Below are 20,604 nucleotides of genomic sequence, written 5' to 3' on the forward strand. Positions count from 1 at the left end.
CGATGAGTAAAGCAATGAAGATTGCGATTGTGGACGACGAAAAGGACATGCGGCAGTCGATCAGCCAATGGCTTGCGTTGTCCGGGTTCGAAACAGAAGCCTACGCCAGCGCCGAAGACGCGCTGAGCGTGCTGGGTGCGGATTTTGCCGGCATCGTCGTGAGCGACGTCAAGATGCCGGGCATGGACGGCATGCAGTTCCTGAAAAAACTGCGCGGCGTCGATTCCGCGTTGCCGGTCATCATGATCACCGGTCATGGCGACGTACCGATGGCGGTGGAAGCCATGCGTTTTGGCGCGTTCGATTTTCTGGAAAAACCGTTCAATCCCGACCGGATGACAGAACTGGCAAAAAAGGCCTGCAATGCGCGTCGGTTGACGCTGGATAATCGGGCCTTGCGACGTGAATTGTCGGACGGATCGTCGTTGATGAAAAAACTGGTCGGTTCGTCAGGCCCGATGGAACGGCTCAAAGAGGACATCCTGGATCTGGGGCAGGCCGACGGTCACGTCCTGATCGAAGGCGAAACCGGCACCGGAAAAACGCTGGTCGCCCACGCGCTGCACGCCGTCGGCGCGCGGTCGGCGCGCAAATTCGTGCTGCTCGCCTGTTCCGCATTCGACGAAGACAGCCTGAACCGTCGCCTGTTCGGCCCCGCAGGTGAAGGCGAACCCATCCCCGCGATGGAAGAGGCGCGCGGCGGCACGCTGGTCCTGGAAGACATAGAGGCATTGACCCACGCCCAGCAATCACGCCTGCTGACGGCCATCAACGAACAGGGCACGCCCGCCGAAACCCGGCTGGTGGCCATCTGTAACCTGCAAGAACAGGACAAGACCTGCGAAAGCGTGCTGCGGCCGGACCTGTATTACCGGATTTCTGCCATGCGGATCGTGGTGCCGCCACTGCGCCAGCGTGGCGAAGACATCCTGACACTATTCACCCATCTGTCCGAACAATTCGCAGACGAATACGGCTGTGATGCGCCGCAGGTCAGCGCACAGGAAGCCGCGCAACTGCTGCAAGCCCCTTGGCCCGGCAACGTGCGTCAGTTGATCAACGTGGCCGAACGCGCTGTGCTGCAAAACCGGCGCGGGTCGGGGTCAATTGCGTCGCTGCTGATGACCGACAGCGATGATGACGACGGCCTGCGCCCGGCGATGACGACCGAAGGCAAGCCATTGAAGGAATTTGTCGAAGCGTTTGAACGGATGCTGATCGACAACACCATGCGCCGTCACAAGGGCAGCATCGTCGCCGTGATGGAAGAATTGTGCCTGCCGCGCCGCACGTTAAACGAAAAGATGGCAAAATATCAATTGCAACGGTCGGATTATATCTGACGGCAGGCGGGCGCGATGGGCTTGTTCGGTCGGTGCGGATGCGTCTGATGCAACGCAACGACCGAATATGTTTTTGCGTGCGCGATTGGCATTTGTCGGCCCTGCAGCGCTCACCTTGCTGCTGACAGTGGCACGACAGGTTGCGCGGATCGGATTTAGGTTTAAGCCACGACAGAACGCTGCCCACACTTTGTGATTGTCTTATGACATGGTCCCCCCTTATGAAGGGTTACGGGTTGTTGCCATGACGCTTTGTGCAAAGGCCCGGTGAGATTCTCTGTAGACGGCGCAACGCCGATGCAGCTGATTTGATCCAGACAGGATCAGAAGAACGCCCTTGGTCGGTTCACAAACCAGATCGGGCACCTGAACAGGCCCCAAGCGGGTCGGAGAAGAAACGCGATGCAACGCGCTTGTGACCACGGACCGAACCAGACAGCCCCTTGGGGCGCTGCGGTCGGCACGGCGCGGCTCGCCCTTAACAGACATGATCCCCAATCCGCCGCACCCCCCGGGTCCGGCCTTTGGCGTCATGCGAATGGATACTATGCCAAAGAAAATGCTGATCGACGCCACGCACGCGGAAGAAACCCGCGTCGTTGTGGTGGATGGAAACAAAGTCGAGGAATTTGATTTCGAAAGCCAGTTCAAGCGACAGCTTGCTGGGAACATCTATCTGGCCAAAGTCACACGGGTCGAACCGTCGTTGCAGGCTGCTTTCGTGGATTACGGCGGAAATCGCCATGGGTTCCTTGCGTTCTCGGAAATTCATGCCGACTACTACCAAATTCCCGTGGCTGACCGTCAGGCCCTGATCGAGGAAGAGCGCGCTTACGCCGAAAGCCTGAAAGCCGCCGAAGACGAAGAAGAAACATCCGCACCGCGCCGCCGCCGGTCACGCAACGCCGTGGCCGAAGACGTGTCTGGCGATGATGCCGTTTCAACCGAAGACGTCGAAATCGCCGGGATGGAAACCATCGACCTGTCCGACGATGACGAAGGGTCCAGCCCGATGGAACGGGGCCGGGAAACCCCGGTGGACACACCTGCCGCCGACGAAGACGATACCGACGCTGACAATGGCGATACCGACGAAGACAGCGACAACAATGACGACGACGGCCCCGATGCCGCGGACAAGGACGACCGGATCGAACAGGTCGCCGACAATGACCATGACGACATGCGCCCGGTCCGCAAGCCGCGCCCCAAGCGTTATAAAATTCAGGAAGTAATCAAAGTCCGTCAGATCCTGCTGGTGCAGGTCGTCAAGGAAGAACGCGGCAACAAGGGTGCCGCACTGACCACCTATTTGTCGCTGGCTGGACGTTATTGTGTCCTGATGCCCAACACCGCCCGCGGTGGCGGGATCAGCCGCAAGATCACCAATGCCGCCGATCGTAAGAAGCTAAAGGAAATTGCGGGCGAAATGCACGTCCCGCAGGGTGCCGGGCTTATCATCCGCACGGCGGGCAGCCAACGCACCCGCACGGAAATCAAGCGCGATTACGAATATCTGCAGCGCATGTGGGAACAGATCCGCGAATTGACGCTGAAATCCACCGCGCCGGCCAAGATCTATGAAGAAGGCGACCTGATCAAACGGACGATCCGCGATCTGTATTCAAAAGATATCGACGAAGTGATCGTTGCCGGAACCGAAGGCTACCGGACGGCCAAGGACTTCATGAAGATGATCATGCCGTCCCACGCCAAAAACGTGAAACACTACGCCGAACAGATGCCGCTATACGCGCGTTATCAGGTCGAAAGCTATCTTGCGGGAATGTTCAACCCGACGGTCCAACTGCCGTCCGGCGGCTACATCGTGATCGGTATTACCGAAGCACTGGTGGCCATCGACGTGAACTCTGGCCGGGCGACCAAGGAAGGGTCGATCGAACAGACCGCGCTGAAAACCAACCTTGAAGCCGCTGACGAGGTGGCCCGCCAGTTGCGCCTGCGCGATCTGGCCGGTCTGATTGTCATCGATTTCATCGACATGGACGAACGCCGCAACAATGCCGCCGTTGAAAAGCGGTTCAAGGACAAGCTGAAAAACGACCGTGCACGCATTCAGGTCGGTCGCATTTCTGGTTTTGGTCTGATGGAAATGTCGCGCCAGCGTCTGCGGCCCGGCATGCTGGAAGCGACGACGCAGCCCTGCGTCCATTGCCACGGCACGGGTCTGTTACGGTCCGACGACAACGTCGCATTGAACATCATCCGCCAGCTTGAAGAAGAAGGCGTGCGCGGTCGCAGCAAGGAAGTCTTGGTGCGGGCCCCCGTGTCCATCGCCAACTTCTTGATGAACGGCAAACGCGAACATATCGCCGCCATCGAAGCGCGTTATGGCATGGCTGTGCGTGTGGAATGCGATCTGAAACTGATCTCTCCAGAATTTGCGATCGACAAGTTCAAAAGCGCGACGCGCGTGGTGCCCGAAGCCGGAACCTACGTGCAGGCCGAATCCGCCATGATCGAAGAGGATGACGACGAAGATATCGTCGAGGAGACGCCGGAAGAAGATGAAGCCGATGCGCCCGTGGCTACACCTGCGGCACCCACACCACAGGCCGACGATACCGAAAACCAACCCCGCAAAAAGCGGCGTCGGCGTCGGCGTCGGCGGGGTGGACAGGGTGGTGATGATCGTCAGGACGACGATTCGTCAAACGACAGTGCGAATGGGGCCGACAACGGTGCGGATGCGGAAACAGCAGACGCCACACCGGATGCGGCAACCGCAGCCGATGATGCACCTGCCGAAAAACCCAAACGCACCCGGACACGCAGTCGCAAGCCAAAGGCTGATGCATCGGTGAACACCGACGCGTCGACGGTTGAAGCATCCGAAGCTGCACCACAGGCCGATGCGACACCCGACGCATCCACCGATGCCCCCGCTGCGGAAACGGAATCGGACGCGCCCAAAAAGCGGACCCGCACCCGGCGCAAGCCTGCGGCAAAGGCTGACGGGGACGCAGCGACAGAAACGGCTGACGCACCCGCAGATGCCGCTGCGGAAAAGCCAAAGCCAAAGCGACGCAGCCGGGCGAAAAAGCCCCAAGCGGCTGATGAAGCGACGCCGACCGCTGAACAGCCCGCGGCACAACAAAGCGATGATAGCCCGCCAGCTGCCAGCCAGCCTGATCCGGCGCCCGCGACACCTGCGCAGGCAGATCAGGAACCAGCCGATGCGACACCGGCAGAGCCCGCGCCTGCAGCGCAAGACCCGGCACCAGAGACGAAGGGCATCACAGAGGTGCCTGAAGTCCAGCCAGAGCGGGAACCCGTTGCTGCGGATGCAGCCGATAGTGATACAGACGACAAAAAGCCACGGCGCAAAGGCTGGTGGTCACTGGGTCGCTGATCGGGCAACCGGGATAGACACGAAAGGCGGGCCAAACGGTCCGCCTTTTGCGTTACGCGCCCTTGGCGATGTAATAAATCTGAACGGGTCCATCATCCTGCGTGGCGACCAAAGTATGGCCCGCCTCTGCACAGAAATGCGGCACGTCCACAACGGCGGCGGGATCGTCGGCACGCACACGCAATACCTGACCGGGTTGCAACGGGATCAGGCGCTTGCGCGCTTTCAAAACAGGCAGCGGGCACAGCAGCCCGACGGCATCAAGATCAGCATCATGGTTCATATCATTTGGGTAGGGCGAATGTTGCAGGTTGTAAACGCCGACGTGACACCGGCAGGGCGTGACGGCGCTGTCAAACAACGCTAAGCAGTCCACATGATGGAACCCATGACCCTGTTGGATGCCAGCCTTTTGCCCGCGATCCTGATCGCGGTGACAGCCGGGCTTTTGTCATTTCTCAGTCCTTGTGTTTTGCCGATTGTGCCGCCTTATCTGGCCTACATGGGCGGCGTCAGTGTGACCCAGATGGACGAAGCCGCCGACGCCCGCCGCAAGGTGATGGTTGCCGCACTGATGTTCGTGCTAGGCCTGTCGACCGTCTTTTTGCTGCTGGGCATGGCGTTTTCGACACTGGGCCGCGCGCTGTTGGCATGGCAGGGTTGGTTCGTTCCCGTGGCCGGTGCGGTCGTGATGGTGTTCGGCGCGCATTTTATCGGCGTGTTTCGCCTGCGGTTTTTGGATCAAGAAGCGCGCTTGGACACGACTGATAAAGGCGGCAGCGCACTGGGGGCTTATGTCCTGGGGTTGGCTTTCGCCTTTGGCTGGACGCCCTGTTTAGGCCCGATCCTGGGCGCGATCCTCAGCTTGGCCGCGTCAGAGGCAAGCATTTCGCGCGGCACCATCCTGCTGGCAGCCTATGCGATGGGGCTGGGCATTCCGTTTTTGTTGGTCGCGGCCTTTTTCCCCCGGCTCAAGGGCGCGATGGCGTTCATGAAGCGGCATATCAACCGGATCGAACGGATTTCCGGGCTATTGCTTTGGACCGTCGGCCTGATGATGGTGACGGGGCAATTCACGGCGTTCAGTTTCTGGCTGTTGGAACAGTTCCCGGCGCTGGCCCTTGTGGGGTAAATATCCTTAATTTTGCCGCCATTTCGTGCCATGATCGCGCAAACAGCGGCGGGCGGCCATGAAGACACCAGATCAACAGGTCGGACAGCGGCGGGTTTTTTATATTCCCGGATACGATCCGATTCATCCCCGTCGATACAGAGAGCTATACCGGACCGAAGGGCGGGCACAGGCGGCGATCAGCGGCTATGACCTGACACTGCGACCCAAACCCCGCGGTGAAACCTATGGCTGGCGGGTTACGTCCCAGATCGAAGGCGGAGCGGTCGAAACCGAGATCGACGTGCTTGTCTGGTCGGATATCGTGCGCGACAGCATGTCGAATTCGATTCCCGCAACCTATGGCCAACTGGTGCAGACAGCGTGGACCTATATCAGCAGTGGGGCCTTGGGCGGCCTGATGAAACTGCGCAAGGGGCCGGTGATCGCCGCACTTTATCCGGTGGGCATGTTGCTACTGCAGGCGCTGGTCGCACTTTTTCTGGCGGCAGGCACCGGGGCGCTGGCCCTGTGGCTGACCGGACCCGTATTGCCGGGCATCGCGCAGGTTTTCGTGGCCTGCATGGTTGGTGTCATGATTGTCGGTGTGGTGCTGCGCTGGTTTCGCAAGAAAGACAACAAGTTCTACGCCTATTACCTGATGCATGACTACAGCTATTCGGCGCGCTGGAAAGGTGCGAACCCACCGGCTTTGGAACACCGGATGGCCCAGTTCGCCGATCTGATCGCAGCAGCCCTGACCAGCGATGTCGACGAGGTTCTGGTTGTGGGTCATTCATCCGGTGCGCATCTGGGCGTGTCGATCCTGTCCGATCTGCATCGCAGCGGTCGTGTGCCACACAATGGCCCGGCACTGTCGTTTCTGTCACTGGGGCAGGTGGTGCCGATGGTCAGTTTTCTGCCCGCTGCGGAACGCTTGCGCGGCGATCTGACGTATCTTAGCCGACAGGACATACCGTGGATCGATGTGACAGCGCCGGGGGACGGATGCGCATTTGCGCTATGTGATCCGGTCGCCGTATCGGGGGTCGCACCACCGGATCAGAAATGGCCGTTAATCGTGTCTGCGGCTTTTACGCAGACATTGTCACCCGCCCGCTGGCAGGAATTGCGGTGGCAGTTCTTCCGCCTCCATTTCCAGTATCTCTGCGCTTTCGACAGGCCCGGTGACTACGATTACTTTCGGATCACGGCGGGGCCTATGACATTGGGCACGCGATTTGCGGGGCGCAAACCGTCTGCATCGCGGATCACGCGTGCGGTGTCGAAATTCACATCAGTCCCCACGTGACACAGCCGGTCAAACCCGACAGTCGACCCGAACATGTATCGTTGCGGCGGTATCTGCGGCTGTTCCGGGCCGATATTCTATCGGCGCAGCCTGCCAAGCTGTATCGGGCGTGGATGGCGGAATTCCGTACGCCGTTCTTTCGCAGTTACATGATAAACGATCCGCAACTAATTGATTTGGTACTGAAAGAACGGCCAGACGATTTCCCGAAATCGGACCGGATCAGCGCAGGGCTGCGGCCACTGCTTGGACAGTCCGTCTTTTTGACAAATGGCGAGACGTGGAAACGCCAGCGACGTATCATCGATCCCGCATTTGCAGGGGGACGCCTGCGCGATACCTTCCCGGCGATGGTCGCGGCGGGACGGGCTGCCGTGGTGCGGATGGCGCCGCTTGCAGACGGCGCGCCACAGGATCTGGAACCTGAAACCAGCCATGCCGCTGCCGATGTGATCTTTCGGACGTTGTTTTCCATCCCGATCGAGGATCGTATCGCAGCAGAGGTTTTTGAAGAATTCCGGCGCTATCAGCGCACGCAACCTATTTTGAACCTTGCCGCCTTTATTCCTGGGCCGCGCTGGATGCCACGGTTTTTCAAGTCTGAAACGCGCACCACGGCGCGCCGGATACGGACGCTGATCACGGACATGACCCGTGCCCGTCTGGCACAGATCGCCGATGGCAGCGCGCCCGACGATCTGGCCACAAAGATCATGACGACGCCGGACCCCCAGACCGGGCAGACATTCGATCTGGACGAAATGGTCGATCAAGTCGCCATTTTCTTTTTGGCGGGGCATGAAACATCGGCGGCGGCGCTCGCTTGGACGTTGTATCTGCTGGCGCTGAACCCCGATTGGCAGGATCGCGTCGCGGCAGAGGCGCGGGCGTGGGACGGCAGCTTTGCAGCGCTGTCGGCGCTGAAAGACACGCGCGACGTGTTCCGGGAATCGCTGCGACTGTATCCACCCGTCCCGATGATGGTCCGTGAAGCATCACAGGCTGAGGTATTTCGCGCCCGCAAGGTGCGACGCAGATCGCAGATCGTACTGTCGCCTTGGCACCTGCACCGGCAGACGCGGATTTGGGACAATCCGGACGCGTTCGACCCCGACCGCTGGCGCACGGACGACGGCAAGGCACAGCAGCGGCTGGCCTATATGCCGTTTTCCGCAGGACCACGGGTTTGCACCGGCGCAGGATTCGCCATGATCGAAGGCGTGGTGCTGCTGGCACAGATGTTGGCGGCGTATCGGTTCGAACTGGTCACTGACCGCCCCCCAGTTCCAGTGGCACATCTGACAGTTCGGACAAAATCCGGCATGTGGCTTCGAATCACGAAACGTGACGGTTGATCGTCCTTTGGAAACAGTCGCGGTGCGGGAACGTGATTGGCGCCATCTTCTTGGCTAGTAAAGCATGATTGTGAAAAACGCATGACGCGGAACGGTCGAGATTGTACGTTTTGACCCGGGGGCAGGTCATATGGGATACGAAAATGTCGCATCAGTTTCCGCCTTCCAAGGGCTCTTCATCAAAAGCGATCGGCTGGATTCGTGAAATCATTAATCCGGGATCTGTGGTCTATTCAAAGACGCCTGAATCCTACCGCCCGGTCGCCCGCACAGCACAATATCGGGATGGCGGCGCTGCTTCAAACGCCATGCAGACGATAACTAACAATCGCGCTGAACGCTGATCTGATCCTGCAAATCACGTAGCACTGCGACACGAATCGCCGATGCCAGCCCGACGTCGCCGCGGTTGGCATCGATCCGGGCAGCCAAAGCGTTCAGGGCCAAACCTCTCATTGCGGCCATCTGTCGAAATGCGTCCCAGAATTCACGTTCCAGCGAAACGCTGGTGCGATGACCCCGCAGTGTCAGCGAATGTTTGACCGGGCGACCGTCCGGACGGTCGGTCATTCTTCGAATTGCGATTGATCCAGCCGCTTTCGCGCCAGATCGGCTTGTGCTGCTTCCAGCAGACGCTGGGCCTTTGTCCGCCCGAACCGGACGGCGTTTTCGTCGGCCTGCGCCTTGGCGTCAGCCCGATCCCGCGTTTTGCGCGCTTTGTTCAGAGAAATCACTTTTGATGTCATGGGGGGAATCCTGTCGAGCATTCGCATCAAGGTGACGGTTTGCAGGAGTTCCGGCAAGCGGCTGCCGCGCAAATTAATCCGCGCGACAGCTGATTGTGTGCTTGACCTATGCCGCGTTATTTCGGGCCGATCATGTCTTCGGGGCGCACGACACGTTCAAATGTCTCCGCGTCGACAAAACCCAGATTGACGGCTTCTTCTTTTAACGTGGTCCCGTTTTTGTGGGCGGTCTTGGCCACTGTCGTCGCATTGTCATAGCCGATTTCCGGCGCCAGCGCCGTCACCAGCATCAGCGATTCCCGCATCAGGCGTTCGATCCGGTCCCGGTCCGCCCGGATGCCCACAACGCAGTTATCGGTAAACGCGACAGCGGAATCGCCCAAAAGCTGCATGGATTGCAGCACATTGTATGCCATCATCGGTTTCATCACGTTCAGTTCGAAATGGCCCTGACTGCCTGCAAACCCGACGGCGGCATCGTTGCCCATGACATGGGCGCAGACCTGTGTGATCGCTTCTACCTGGGTCGGGTTCACCTTGCCCGGCATGATGGAAGACCCCGGTTCATTTTCCGGCAACATCAACTCGCCCAGCCCGCAGCGGGGGCCTGACCCCAACATGCGGATATCGCAGGCGATCTTGTAGATCGAACCGGCGACCGTGCGCAGTGCCCCGGACATTTCGACCAGACCGTCATGGGCGGCAAGCGCCTCGAATTTATTGGGGGCAGTGACAAAGGGCAGACCTGTGATGTCTGCGATTTCGCGTGCAACCTTTTCGCCCCAGCCCTTGGGCGTGTTCAACCCGGTGCCGACGGCGGTGCCGCCTTGCGCCAGTTCATAGATGGCGGGCAGTGCGGATTTGATCCGCCGGATACCCATTGCAACCTGATGCACGTAGCCGGAAAATTCCTGACCCAGCGTCAGCGGGGTCGCATCCATCGTATGCGTGCGGCCGATCTTGATGATGTCTTCAAATTCAGCCTGCTTGGCCTTGAGCGCGCTGTGCAGGTGTTCCAGCCCGGGCAACAGCACATCATGGGCGGTGCGCGCCACGGCGATGTGCATGGCCGTCGGGAACGTGTCGTTTGACGATTGGCCCATGTTGCAATGATCGTTGGGATGCACCGGTGTTTTCGACCCAATTTCGCCCCCCATGATTTCGATCGCGCGGTTGCTGATCACCTCGTTGGCGTTCATGTTCGATTGGGTGCCGGACCCTGTCTGCCAGACGACCAGCGGAAAATGATCGTCCAGATCACCGGCCACCACTTCCTTGGCGGCTTTGATCATTGCGTCGGCCTTGTCCTGATCCAGCTTGCCACGTGCGGCATTGGCCTGTGCGCAGGCCTGCTTGATCACACCCAGCGCGCGCACGATGGCGACAGGTTGCTTTTCCCAGCCGATGGGAAAGTTCATCAGCGAACGCTGTGTCTGCGCGCCCCAATAGCGGTCGGCGGCGACCTCTAGCGGGCCAAAGCTGTCGGTTTCCGTGCGGGTCTGTGTCATGTCGGGCCTCCTGAATGCGACGGCCTTCAGTAGCCCGATGGACAGCCCTGATCAACGCTACTTGCGGAACTTGTCCAGACTGACGACTTCGGCGTCCTTGCGCGGTTCATCATCTTCTGTTTCGGCCAGTTCCGCCATCGGTGCTTCGTCGGCTTCATCTTCGTCATCGGGGATCTGGGTTTCAAAGCGCAGGCCAAATTCAACCGATGGATCGGCAAAGGTCGTGATCGCGTCATACGGGATATACAGCGGTTCCGGCACATTCCCGAACGACAGCGTTACAGCGAACCCTTCGTCACCGACATCCAGATTTTCAAACCAATGCTGCATGATGATCGTCATGTCGCCGGGATAACGGTCTGACAGGTGATCGGCCATTTCCACATCCGGATGCAGCGTGTCGAATGTAATGATGAACCGATGATCGCCGGGCAGTTTTCCGGTTTTCTGCACGTCGGCCAGAACGTCCCGGATTAACGTCCGCATGGCGCGGTGCATCAGGTTTCCGTAGTCGATTTTCTGTGACATCGTGGCCGTTCCTTGCATTTCTTTCGACCAGCATATCGCATTCGGACCAGAGTGAAAGGGCGGTCCTAGCCAATGACGCGGGCCAGTTCACGCAAAATCTTTGCCCGGATCGCACGGGGGTAATCGCTGTGCCTGCGGGCCGTGATGACGAAACCGTCGCGGGTGATGACCTGATTACGGTAGAAATTGGTAATCGTCAGGCCCATCGATTCGATGGCAATGGCATTGATGGTGATACCATCGCGTTCCGCCTGCCGACGGGCTGCGGCGATATCACCGTCGGTGTTGGGTGTGCCATCACCGGAAATGTCGATCACGCGGCGTTTGCAATCTGCCACCGCAGAAAAATTGCGTAAAGAAAACAACACAGCTTGCGCAGGCGCCGTGTCCGACAGGACAAAAGCACGATCCTGAAGCCGCGCTGCAACCGACAGGTTGGCCACATCGCGCGCCGTGCGGATGCGGGTCCATGGGATGACGGTCGCCTGACGGTCGATGCCGGACCATTGCACGACCGTTATCGCAGACTGCCCCTGCACCAGCGCATCAATGATATCAGGATCGGCCAGCGCGTCGGCCAGACCGTCGGTTTGCAAATGGTATTCGGCCACATCCACAGAATTGCTGACGTCGATGGTCAGCATCAGCGCGGTATCACATGCCAGCGCGGGCAGGGGCATCAGACACAGGATCAGGCGGCACAGCATCTGGTCATACTGCAGTGCTGGCGGCTGTAGCGAAAGCCGGATTTCCGGAATTTGACTTTGCGGGGGTGCGACAACAGGTAACCGGGTCCAAGCAACAGGAGTGCTTATGCAACCCGATAACGCCCCGTGGTGGGCCTCTGCCACAGCATATCAAATCTATCCGCGCAGTTTTTGTGACAGCAACGGCGACGGGATCGGTGACATCCCCGGCATCGTGTCAAAGCTGGATTACCTGTCCGATCTGGGCGTCGGATTTGTCTGGCTTTCGCCTGTGTTCGCGTCACCGATGGCGGACAATGGCTATGATATTTCAGATTACCGCGACATTGCGCCTGAATTCGGAACGCTGTCCGACATGGACGATCTGATTGCCCAAGCACGCGCACGCGATATCGGCATCGTGATGGATCTGGTGGTCAATCATACGTCTGACGAACACGACTGGTTCAAACAGGCCAGCGCAAGCCGCGACAATCCTTACCGCGACTATTATGTCTGGCGTGATCCCGCCCCTGATGGCGGCCCGCCCGATGATTTGCAATCGAACTTTGGCGGACCGGCGTGGACGTTTCATGACGCATCCGGCCAGTATTACCTGCACCTGTTCGATCCCAAACAACCCGATCTGAACTGGGAAAACCCGCGCATGCGTCAGGACGTCTATGACATGATGAACTGGTGGTTCGACCGGGGCGTTGCGGGGTTCCGCATGGATGTGATCGACCTGATCGGCAAGGATATCGACCGCGGAATTACGGCCGATGGGCCAAAACTGCATGATTATTTGCAGGAAATGCATGAGCAGACGCTGGCAGGCCGCGATGTCGTGACCGTGGGCGAAACATGGTCGGCCACCCCCGACAATGCGCTGCTGTACTGTGGACGCGACCGCAAGGAGCTGTCGATGGTGTTCCAATTCGAACACGTAATCGATGGCTGGGACCCTGAATTGGGGAAATGGAAACCACGACCGTTCGATTTGCCGCGCTTGAAACGCACGCTGGGCAAATGGCAAAAGGTCTGTGCGGAAGACGGCTGGAATTCGCTGTTCTGGGGCAACCACGATTTGCCGCGTGCGGTGTCGAAATACGGGGACGATGGGGCGCATCGTGTTGCGTCCGCCCGCTGTCTGGCAACGCTGCTGCATCTGATGAAAGGCACACCCTACATCTATCAGGGCGAAGAGATCGGCATGACCAACGTGAATTTTACCCATATCAACCAGTTCCGCGATGTCGAAACGCTGAATTTCCATCGTATCCAGACTGAAAAAGGGGTGGACCCCGATGCGTTTATCGCGGGCGCCAACGACAACGGGCGCGACAATGCCCGCACGCCGATGCAATGGACCGCAGGCGCGCAGGCCGGTTTCACGACAGGCACACCGTGGATCGAGGTGAACCCCAACCACATCACCATCAACGCCAAAGATGATCGCACCGACCCCGATGGCGTATTCGCGCGCTACCGGGATCTGGCTGCATTGCGCCGCACGTCCGATCTGGTGAAATTCGGTGACTACACCGCCCATGACCAAGCGCACCCGCAGGTGATGGCGTATGCGCGACATTTGAACGATGCCCAGCTATCCGTGGTCGGCAATATGTCGTCGCAAACCGTGACCTATAACGTGCCGGACGCTTTGGCTCTGACAGGGCGGGATGTGTTTGACGGCGCAGACGCGGCACTGGGCGGCACGGTGGAACTGCACCCGTGGCAGGTCATCACCGTGAAATCTTAGATTGAAGGGGGGGTAGTGCAGGCTTCTGTTGCCAGGTGCCTGCGAACCCCGCCCTAAGCTGCAAAGCCTAGGGACTTAAGTTTTCGGTGTTAGGTACCGCTTACGCGGCAACTGCGACCGGAGCATGGTTGTCATTTGCAACTAGCTTTTGCGTACCGATAACGGTGGTAACTCACCGAGACAAAGCAATACCCCTTTAGACGTTCGTCGATCCTATTTCGGCCCCATCGCTGGCAAATGACCAGATGTTGGTGGAGCCGCCGGGTACCGCCCCCGGGTCCGATCCGCTTATTACGAGCGCGTTTATGTCCATAGTCCCGAAGGACATCCCATAGATAGGCGTGCCCCCCCGCAGTGGCAAGGGGTCACTTCTCAGGAAGAATGCCGCGCGGACTAAATCGCAGGATCAACAGCAAAACGGTGCCCATCACCAAGAACCGCATTTGCGGCGCAGAATCGACAAGGCTTTGACGCAGGGCACTGTCGTCGGACAACGCGCTGGTAGCCCAGACCATCAGGTCAGGCCCATATTCACCAACTGCGACCCACAGCCACCAGATCAGCATACCACCCAGGGCAGCACCGAAATTGTTGCCGGACCCACCGACGATCACCATGACCCAGACAAGAAAGGTAAATCGCAGCGGCTGATACCCGGCCGGGGTTAGCTGCCCGTCCAGTGTCGTCATCATCGCACCGGCCAGACCGCAAATTGCGGACCCTATGACGAAGACCTGCAAATGCCGGCGCGTGACGTCCTTGCCCATCGCCTCTGCCGCCACTTCGTTGTCGCGGATCGCGCGCATCATGCGGCCCCAGGGACTGTGCAATGCGCGCTGCGCCAAGATCAGCAGGACGATCAGAAACACGCCGAACAGACCCGAATAGGCCAGTTTGACCGATATGGTCGACGCTGTGACAGGATCGACACCCAGATTGGCCGCTGCTTCGACAAAGCCCGGATCGGCTTGCAGGTCGGTTTCATATGGCACTGGTCGGGGCAGGCCGATTACGTTCATCACGCCGCGCGACATCCAGTTTTCGTTTTTCAGCACGGCGATGATGATTTCCGCAATGCCCAGTGTCGCAATTGCCAGATAATCGCTCCGCAGACCCAGTGCAGTCTTGCCAATGACCCACGCCGCGCCCGCAGCCAGCAGCCCGCCGACAGGCCAGCCGATCACCACGATCCATGGCCAGTCGCGGCCACTGTCACCACCGAAATTCAAACCACCCAGAAACCCGGTGCTGGCCGGATTGACAGATTCGATCGCGGCGACGCCTGCGTCGAAAATGCTACGAAAGATGAAAAAGCCCGCGATCATCAACACGATCATCAACCCGGCGCGCAAACGGCCCGATGTGCGCTTGTAGCTTGCCACCAGAGCCACGATCACGGCCAGACCAAAGGCGAGGGCACCCAGCACCTGCACACCGCCCGCAGACCACGCCTCTGGCACGGGTGGCATCGAAATCAGGACCGATGCCAGACCACCCAGTGCGACAAATCCCATGACACCGACGTTGAACAGGCCCGCAAGACCCCATTGCAGGTTCACGCCAAGCGCCATGATGGCCGAGATCAGCCCATAGTTCACGATGATCAGGGCCAAGTTCCAGTTGTCCAGCACGCCCGTGCCGACGATCAGCAGAACGACAAGACCCGTAAACAGGCCGGTGCGCAGGGTATCGGTCATATGGATTGCCCTTTGAACAGTCCGGTGGGCCGGAACAACAGAACGATAATCAGGATCATGAAGCTGACGGCAAATTTGTAATCACCGCTCATCAGCTGGACCAGACCCTCTGGCGCCATGCTTTCGGGCAGCCAGTAGGTCAGGACTTTTTTCAGCGGGTAGGTGATCGTGACTTCGGCAAACGCGATCAGGAACCCGCCCACGATGGCGCCGACCGGATTGCCGATCCCGCCAACGATGGCGGCGGCAAACATCGGCAGCAGCAGTTGGAAATATGTGAACGCCTTGAACGATTTATCCAGACCGTACAGCACACCCGCCGTCGTCGCCAATGCGGCGACGATCAGCCATGTGACCCGCACGACGCGGTCGGGGTCGATGCCTGACAATAGCGCCAGATCTTCGTTGTCGGAAAAGGCGCGCATGGATTTACCTGTCCGCGTGCGGTTCAGGAACCAGAACAACGCGGCCATCACGATGACCGCGGTGACAAGGGTGATCGCCTGCGTGGTGCGGATCGCCAACCCTTCGTCAAGGCCGGTGGCGTCACGGAACTGGCGGACGGTAATGACGAAACGCGCGCCGTCCGTGAACTGGATATCCCGCACGCCGATGAAAACGCGCGTCAGCCCGTTCATCACGAACATCACGCCCAGCGACACAATGACAAGGATCACGGGCTTGGCTTTTTGTTCGCGGTAGAATTTGTAGATCAGCCAATCCGTGCCCAGCAGCAGCAAGCCGGTCACGATGATCGCAATGGGCAGCGCAAGCAGCGCGGTGGGCAACGGCCCCAGTGTCACACCAAGGGCGACAAGCCCCGCCGTGATCTTGATGGCGACCGCCGTGCCGAATGCCATGGTGTCGCCATGGGCAAAATTGGAAAAGCGCAGGATCGCGTAAACCAACGTGATCCCCAAAGCCCCAAGCGCAAGCTGCGCGCCATAGGCTGTCGCCGGGATGATGACGAAGTTGGTCAGAAACACCAGACCGTTCAAGAATTCCATTCAGTGTCCCCCAATCGGGCAACGCAATGCGCGCCCGGTCGTCATTTTGATGATCGGTTGTGTCATCCGCCCAAAAAGCTGCGGCGGACGTCATCGTCGGCCAACAGTTCCTTGCCGGTGCCGGTATGGGCATTGCGACCCTGCACAAGCACATATGCTTTGTCAGCAATTTCAAGCGCTTGCCGGGCGTTCTGTTCCACCATCAGGATCGGAATACCGGTGCGGGCCACTTCGATGATGCGGTCGAACAATTCGTCCATGACAATGGGGCTGACCCCGGCGGTCGGTTCGTCCAGCATCAAAACCTTTGGTTTCGTCATCAGCGCACGGCCGACGGCCACCTGCTGGCGCTGTCCGCCCGACAATTCGCCCGCCGCTTGATTGCGCTTGTCTTTCAGGATGGGAAACAGGTCGTAAATCTGGGCCATCGTATCACGTAAATCATCGCGCCGGATAAACGCGCCCATTTCCAGATTTTCCTCGACCGTCATAGATGTAAAAATATTCTGCGTCTGCGGCACGAACCCCATGCCCTTGACCACGCGGTCCTGCGGGCTGAGCCGGGTAATATCCTCGCCGTCCAGCACGACGCTGCCCTGACGGACATCAAGCATGCCGAACATCGCTTTCATGGCTGTCGATTTGCCGGCCCCGTTGGGACCAACGATCACGGCAATTTCGCCGGGATCCACTGCGATTGTGCAGTCGTGCAGAATGTCGGGCCCCTTGCCATAGCCGCCGGTCATTCCCTGACCGACCAGAAATGCGCTGCCCGTGACTGCAGTGGACTTACCACCCTTTGCGACAGGCTGTGCGGTGCCGCCACCGGGTTTCGTGATCGACCGATCCTTGTTGCCGCGATCGTCCTGATAGGCGTTGTCGGTCATGCGGTGGCCACCTGTTCCTTGTTCTTCAACCCGGTGCCCAGATAGGCCTCGATCACCTGTTCATTGGCCTTGATCTCGTCCAGCGTGCCGGTCGCCAACACCTTGCCTTCGGCCATGCAGATGACCGGGTCGCACAGGCGTCCGATGAAATCCATATCGTGTTCGATCACGACGAATGTGTAGTTGCGTTCGCGGTTCAGGCGCTGGATCGCGTCCCCGATGGTGTTCAAAAGCGTGCGGTTCACACCGGCGCCGACTTCGTCCAGAAACACGATCCGGGCATCGACCATCATGGTGCGCCCCAGTTCCAACAGCTTTTTCTGTCCGCCAGAAATCTGCCCAGCCTTATGATCGGCCAGATGGCTGACGGTCAGGAAATCCAGAACCTCGTCGGCCTTGGCACGCAGGGCGCGTTCTTCGTTGGCAATGCGTTTGCGGCCGAACCAGGTGTTCCAAAGCGATTCACCAGCCTGATTGCCCGGCACCATCATCAGGTTTTCACGACAGGTCATTGACGAAAATTCATGTGCGATCTGGAACGTCCGCAACAGTCCCTTATGGAACAGATCGTGCGGCGCCAGACCGGTAATGTCTTCGCCCGCCATCGTTACACGACCGGCGGACGGTTGAAGAACACCGGCGATCACGTTGAAAAGTGTCGTTTTTCCAGCGCCATTCGGGCCGATCAGGCCGGTGATTGTGCCTTTTTCGATCGTCAGGGATGCACCATCGACGGCGTGGAAACCACCAAAGGTCTTGCGCAGGTTTTCAACTGTGATCATGGGTAATCAATCGGTTGGCCGGCCCGTCGCAGGTGTGCGACGGACCGGCTGGGGATCAACGGAAGTTGACGGTCGTGATTTCGCCGTCCTGGATCTCGATCTCGCGGTAGTTGCCTGCGGATTCGCCCGGTCCGATCAGTTCCACGGCGGTCGCACCGACATAATCGATATCTTCACCGGCTTTCAGCAATTCGACAGCCTTTGCCAGTTCGCCCGGAAAGATTTCCGTGCCGGGCGCGTTCGCCACGTCCATCACGTGATCTTTGAAATCGCTGGACTGGTTGGACCCGGCAGCTTCCATGGCCAGCATGATCAGGGCAGCGGCGTCATAGCTTTCGGGTGCGAATGCGCCGGTACCGTCAAAGCCTGCTTCTTCGGCCATCGTCTGAAAAATTTCCGCACCGGCGCTGTCGGTTCCGGGGAACTGACCGAACGATCCGGTCAGGCCGTCACCGATATCGTCAACCAACTGCTGGCCGACCATGCCGTCGGGCAGGACGAATGTGTCGAATGCACCGGTATCCAGCGCGTTCTGGATGATGCCCTTGCCGCCTTGGTCGGTGTAACCGGCCACGACCAGCACTTCACCGCCAGCAGCAGCCAGTGCCGCGACTTCGGACGAATAATCGCCCTTGCCGTCTTCGTGTGCGGCCGAAATCGTCACGGTGCCGCCAGCGCCTTCGAATGCAGCCTGAAAGCTGTCAGCCAGACCCTTGCCATAGTCGTTGTTGGTGTAGGTCAGCGCCACTTCGGTGATGCCGCGGTCGTTCAGGATATCGGTCATCACAACGCCCTGACGTGCATCCGACGGTGCTGTACGGAAGAACAGACCGTCATCTTCGGCGTCCGACAGGCCCGGCGATGTCGCGGACGGCGAAATCATCACGATACCGTTCGGGCGCGCTACGTTCTGCAAGATCGCGCCGGTCACGCCGGAACAATCGGCGCCCATGATCGCGTTGACGCCTTCGCCGGTCACCAGACCTTCGGCAGCGGCGGTTGCGGCACCTGCGTCAATACAGGTTGAATCGGCGCGCACGGCTGTCACGGATGCACCGTCAAGCAGCGTGCCTGCTTCGTTCATTTCGGCAATTGCCAGATCCGCGCCAGCGCCCATTGCGGGGGTGATGGATTCCAGCGGACCGGTAAAGCCCAGAACGATCCCGATCTTGACGTCGCCGGTATGCGCGGCAGCAAATGCCTGTCCCGCGAACAATGCGGTCGCAGCGGTAGCCATCATTAGTTTATTCATCTTTAATCTCCCGGTTGATTATTTTTATCGGCAAACATTAACAGTCGCACGGGAGATGTGAAGCGCCTTCGACGTGTCGATTTGGACCGCATATTTCGCAAAAGCAGGAAAATCGCCTGTTTTAGCGCAGCACAAAGTTGCTGACGCTACGTCATATTGCAAGATCGAGAGTCAGACCGGCTGTCGCGCCGCATGTGCCCCACGCTCGCGGTAGGGGGTGGTGTCGTAATGGGCGCGGTAGCATTTGGAAAAATGCGACGGCGAGGCAAATCCACAGGCGAGTGCGACGTTGATGACTGTCATGTCGGTCTGCATCAGCAGGTTGCGCGCCTTGGACAGCCGCAATTCCATGTAATACCGCTTTGGACTCCGTGCGAGATAGCGCCGGAACAGACGTTCAAGCTGGCGGGTCGACATGCCGACCTCTCTTGCAAGCAGGGCGGGCGATATCGGGTCCTCGATGTTGCTTTCCATCAACTGGATCACGCGGGACAGCTTTGGGTGGCGCACGCCGATCCGCGATGGAATAGACAGCCGCTGCGTGTCCTGATCGGTCCGGATTGAAGAATAGATCAGCATATCAGCGACCGTGTTTGCCATTTCTTCGCCATAGTCGTCGGCAATGATTTTCAGCATCAGATCGATTGATGCCGTGCCGCCCGCCGTCGTGATCCGGTTACCATCAATGACAAACACCGATCTGGTCAGGTTCACGTCTTCGAATTCTTCGATGAAACTGTCCTGATTCTCCCAGTGGATCGTGGCCCGCTTGCCATCCAGAAGCCCGGCGCGCGCCATCGTGTAACCTGCGGTGCACAACCCGGCGACGGACAGACCGCGCCTTGCCTCTTTGCGCAACCAGTTCAGCAGGCGTTTGGTTGTCGCGTCCTGAATGTCGAGGCCGCCGCACAACATGACCGTGTCATCCCGGCTGAGATCCGACAGATCGCCGTCCACCTTGAACACGCAGCCGTTGGAACAGGTCGCTTCTGTCCCGCCTTCCGACAGAATCGACCACGAATAAAGCTGGCGACCGGCTGTTCTGTTTGCGATTCGCAAACTTTCGATGGCCGCCGAAAAGCAAAGCATCGTGAAATTATCCAGCAGGACGAAGACGAAGTGCCGCGGACGCTGATCTGCGTCCATATCGCGCTTTGATGACGTCTGACCCATCCGTACACTCTCCAAAAATGTTCCCGCGACAAAACGCCAGACAGACGCCGGAAACAAGAGGCGCTGGCCTATATTTGCGTTG

General features: G+C 59.1%; 19 protein-coding genes and 1 other RNA gene. 7 read left to right on the top strand and 13 right to left on the bottom strand.

Translation table 11 applies throughout. The annotated features are described in order from the left end of the window. The first annotated feature begins 2 nt into the window (after positions 1-2). Together GZH79_RS10960 and GZH79_RS10965 are read left to right on the top strand one after the other, a co-directional pair. Entirely contained in the window at positions 3-1,343 is a 1,341-nt protein-coding gene (locus GZH79_RS10960; protein WP_211643816.1) for a sigma-54 dependent transcriptional regulator, read from the top strand. Positions 1,344-1,890: 547 nt separating this feature from the next. Continuing rightward, positions 1,891-4,716 carry a ribonuclease E/G gene (locus tag GZH79_RS10965; protein ID WP_211643817.1) on the top strand — a complete coding sequence of 942 codons (2,826 nt, stop codon included), beginning with the start codon at positions 1,891-1,893 and terminating at the stop codon, positions 4,714-4,716. Between the two features lie 52 nt (positions 4,717-4,768). Here the strand turns inward: GZH79_RS10965 and GZH79_RS10970 are convergent, their stop codons facing one another. Further along, positions 4,769-4,999, bottom strand: a complete 231-nt coding sequence (locus GZH79_RS10970; protein WP_211643818.1) for a sulfurtransferase TusA family protein — start codon at positions 4,997-4,999, stop codon at positions 4,769-4,771. Between the two features lie 96 nt (positions 5,000-5,095). Here GZH79_RS10970 and GZH79_RS10975 point away from each other — a divergent pair, with 96 nt between their 5' ends. The 4 genes from GZH79_RS10975 to GZH79_RS10990 all read left to right on the top strand — a co-directional run bounded on the left by GZH79_RS10975 (position 5,096) and on the right by GZH79_RS10990 (position 8,838). Beyond that, complete coding sequence (locus tag GZH79_RS10975) at positions 5,096-5,848, top strand: cytochrome c biogenesis protein CcdA (protein ID WP_249219129.1); 753 nt, start codon at positions 5,096-5,098, stop codon at positions 5,846-5,848. Positions 5,849-5,906: 58 nt separating this feature from the next. Further along, positions 5,907-7,139: a hypothetical protein gene (locus tag GZH79_RS10980; protein ID WP_211643820.1), complete on the top strand. Its 1,233-nt coding sequence runs from the start codon at positions 5,907-5,909 to the stop codon at positions 7,137-7,139. Next, a complete protein-coding gene (locus tag GZH79_RS10985) occupies positions 7,136-8,494 on the top strand; it encodes a cytochrome P450 (protein WP_349291189.1) in 1,359 nt (452 codons plus the stop codon). The genes GZH79_RS10980 and GZH79_RS10985 overlap by 4 nt, the downstream gene beginning before the upstream one ends. Positions 8,495-8,637: 143 nt before the next feature. Further along, positions 8,638-8,838 carry a hypothetical protein gene (locus GZH79_RS10990; protein ID WP_211643821.1) on the top strand — a complete coding sequence of 67 codons (201 nt, stop codon included), beginning with the start codon at positions 8,638-8,640 and terminating at the stop codon, positions 8,836-8,838. Here GZH79_RS10990 and GZH79_RS10995 read toward each other — a convergent pair. From GZH79_RS10995 to GZH79_RS11015, 5 genes are all read right to left on the bottom strand, one after another. Continuing rightward, positions 8,816-9,064: a ribbon-helix-helix domain-containing protein gene (locus GZH79_RS10995; protein WP_211643822.1), complete on the bottom strand. Its 249-nt coding sequence runs from the start codon at positions 9,062-9,064 to the stop codon at positions 8,816-8,818. The two genes, GZH79_RS10990 and GZH79_RS10995, sit on opposite strands and share 23 nt — an antisense overlap. Beyond that, positions 9,061-9,240 (bottom strand): DUF4169 family protein, encoded by a 180-nt coding sequence (locus tag GZH79_RS11000; RefSeq protein WP_211643823.1) that lies wholly within the window; start codon positions 9,238-9,240, stop codon positions 9,061-9,063. The genes GZH79_RS10995 and GZH79_RS11000 overlap by 4 nt, the downstream gene beginning before the upstream one ends. A 116-nt stretch (positions 9,241-9,356) precedes the next feature. Continuing rightward, the gene (gene fumC / locus GZH79_RS11005) at positions 9,357-10,748 is read right to left on the bottom strand and encodes a class II fumarate hydratase (RefSeq protein ID WP_211643824.1); all 1,392 of its coding nucleotides are present in this window, start codon (positions 10,746-10,748) and stop codon (positions 9,357-9,359) included. Between the two features lie 57 nt (positions 10,749-10,805). Next, on the bottom strand, positions 10,806-11,276 hold the full coding sequence (locus GZH79_RS11010; RefSeq protein ID WP_211643825.1) for a ClpXP protease specificity-enhancing factor SspB: 471 nt from the start codon (positions 11,274-11,276) through the stop codon (positions 10,806-10,808). Between the two features lie 65 nt (positions 11,277-11,341). Then, the gene (locus tag GZH79_RS11015) at positions 11,342-11,983 is read right to left on the bottom strand and encodes a DUF1194 domain-containing protein (protein WP_211643826.1); all 642 of its coding nucleotides are present in this window, start codon (positions 11,981-11,983) and stop codon (positions 11,342-11,344) included. A 106-nt stretch (positions 11,984-12,089) separates the two neighbouring features. On the opposite strand from GZH79_RS11015, the gene GZH79_RS11020 reads away from it, so the two are divergent. After that, positions 12,090-13,724 carry an alpha-glucosidase gene (locus GZH79_RS11020; RefSeq protein ID WP_211643827.1) on the top strand — a complete coding sequence of 545 codons (1,635 nt, stop codon included), beginning with the start codon at positions 12,090-12,092 and terminating at the stop codon, positions 13,722-13,724. 14 nt (positions 13,725-13,738) lie between these two features. Here GZH79_RS11020 and ssrA read toward each other — a convergent pair. From ssrA to GZH79_RS11055, 7 genes are all read right to left on the bottom strand, one after another. Then, positions 13,739-14,089, bottom strand: a transfer-messenger RNA (tmRNA) gene (gene ssrA / locus GZH79_RS11025). Further along, positions 14,090-15,421, bottom strand: coding sequence for a branched-chain amino acid ABC transporter permease (locus tag GZH79_RS11030; RefSeq protein WP_211643828.1), 1,332 nt, complete (start codon positions 15,419-15,421; stop codon positions 14,090-14,092). It lies immediately after the preceding tmRNA gene. After that, positions 15,418-16,428 (bottom strand): branched-chain amino acid ABC transporter permease, encoded by a 1,011-nt coding sequence (locus tag GZH79_RS11035; RefSeq protein WP_211643829.1) that lies wholly within the window; start codon positions 16,426-16,428, stop codon positions 15,418-15,420. The genes GZH79_RS11030 and GZH79_RS11035 overlap by 4 nt, the downstream gene beginning before the upstream one ends. A 62-nt stretch (positions 16,429-16,490) precedes the next feature. Then, on the bottom strand, positions 16,491-17,315 hold the full coding sequence (locus GZH79_RS11040) for an ABC transporter ATP-binding protein (RefSeq protein ID WP_211643830.1): 825 nt from the start codon (positions 17,313-17,315) through the stop codon (positions 16,491-16,493). Then, on the bottom strand, positions 17,312-18,097 hold the full coding sequence (locus GZH79_RS11045) for an ABC transporter ATP-binding protein (protein ID WP_211643831.1): 786 nt from the start codon (positions 18,095-18,097) through the stop codon (positions 17,312-17,314). The genes GZH79_RS11040 and GZH79_RS11045 overlap by 4 nt, the downstream gene beginning before the upstream one ends. Before the next feature lie 55 nt (positions 18,098-18,152). Beyond that, positions 18,153-19,349 carry an ABC transporter substrate-binding protein gene (locus GZH79_RS11050; protein ID WP_211643832.1) on the bottom strand — a complete coding sequence of 399 codons (1,197 nt, stop codon included), beginning with the start codon at positions 19,347-19,349 and terminating at the stop codon, positions 18,153-18,155. 171 nt (positions 19,350-19,520) lie between these two features. Further along, complete coding sequence (locus GZH79_RS11055; RefSeq protein WP_249219117.1) at positions 19,521-20,495, bottom strand: GlxA family transcriptional regulator; 975 nt, start codon at positions 20,493-20,495, stop codon at positions 19,521-19,523. Between the last annotated feature and the right edge of the window lie 109 nt (positions 20,496-20,604).

It is taken from the genome of Loktanella sp. SALINAS62, from assembly GCF_018263905.1.
Classification (GTDB): domain Bacteria; phylum Pseudomonadota; class Alphaproteobacteria; order Rhodobacterales; family Rhodobacteraceae; genus Loktanella.

Coding starts and splice junctions, on each gene's coding strand:
- GZH79_RS11015 (WP_211643826.1), bottom strand. CDS start 11,983: ATGCTGTGCCGCCTGATCCTGTGTCTGATGCCCCTGCCCGCGCTGGCA.
- GZH79_RS11035 (WP_211643829.1), bottom strand. CDS start 16,428: ATGGAATTCTTGAACGGTCTGGTGTTTCTGACCAACTTCGTCATCATC.
- GZH79_RS11000 (WP_211643823.1), bottom strand. CDS start 9,240: ATGACATCAAAAGTGATTTCTCTGAACAAAGCGCGCAAAACGCGGGAT.
- GZH79_RS11030 (WP_211643828.1), bottom strand. CDS start 15,421: ATGACCGATACCCTGCGCACCGGCCTGTTTACGGGTCTTGTCGTTCTG.
- fumC (WP_211643824.1), bottom strand. CDS start 10,748: ATGACACAGACCCGCACGGAAACCGACAGCTTTGGCCCGCTAGAGGTC.
- GZH79_RS10990 (WP_211643821.1), top strand. CDS start 8,638: ATGTCGCATCAGTTTCCGCCTTCCAAGGGCTCTTCATCAAAAGCGATC.
- GZH79_RS10975 (WP_249219129.1), top strand. CDS start 5,096: ATGGAACCCATGACCCTGTTGGATGCCAGCCTTTTGCCCGCGATCCTG.
- GZH79_RS11045 (WP_211643831.1), bottom strand. CDS start 18,097: ATGATCACAGTTGAAAACCTGCGCAAGACCTTTGGTGGTTTCCACGCC.
- GZH79_RS10965 (WP_211643817.1), top strand. CDS start 1,891: ATGCCAAAGAAAATGCTGATCGACGCCACGCACGCGGAAGAAACCCGC.
- GZH79_RS10995 (WP_211643822.1), bottom strand. CDS start 9,064: ATGACCGACCGTCCGGACGGTCGCCCGGTCAAACATTCGCTGACACTG.
- GZH79_RS10980 (WP_211643820.1), top strand. CDS start 5,907: ATGAAGACACCAGATCAACAGGTCGGACAGCGGCGGGTTTTTTATATT.
- GZH79_RS10970 (WP_211643818.1), bottom strand. CDS start 4,999: ATGAACCATGATGCTGATCTTGATGCCGTCGGGCTGCTGTGCCCGCTG.
- GZH79_RS11010 (WP_211643825.1), bottom strand. CDS start 11,276: ATGTCACAGAAAATCGACTACGGAAACCTGATGCACCGCGCCATGCGG.
- GZH79_RS11020 (WP_211643827.1), top strand. CDS start 12,090: ATGCAACCCGATAACGCCCCGTGGTGGGCCTCTGCCACAGCATATCAA.
- GZH79_RS10960 (WP_211643816.1), top strand. CDS start 3: ATGAGTAAAGCAATGAAGATTGCGATTGTGGACGACGAAAAGGACATG.
- GZH79_RS11050 (WP_211643832.1), bottom strand. CDS start 19,349: ATGAATAAACTAATGATGGCTACCGCTGCGACCGCATTGTTCGCGGGA.
- GZH79_RS11055 (WP_249219117.1), bottom strand. CDS start 20,495: ATGGACGCAGATCAGCGTCCGCGGCACTTCGTCTTCGTCCTGCTGGAT.
- GZH79_RS11040 (WP_211643830.1), bottom strand. CDS start 17,315: ATGACCGACAACGCCTATCAGGACGATCGCGGCAACAAGGATCGGTCG.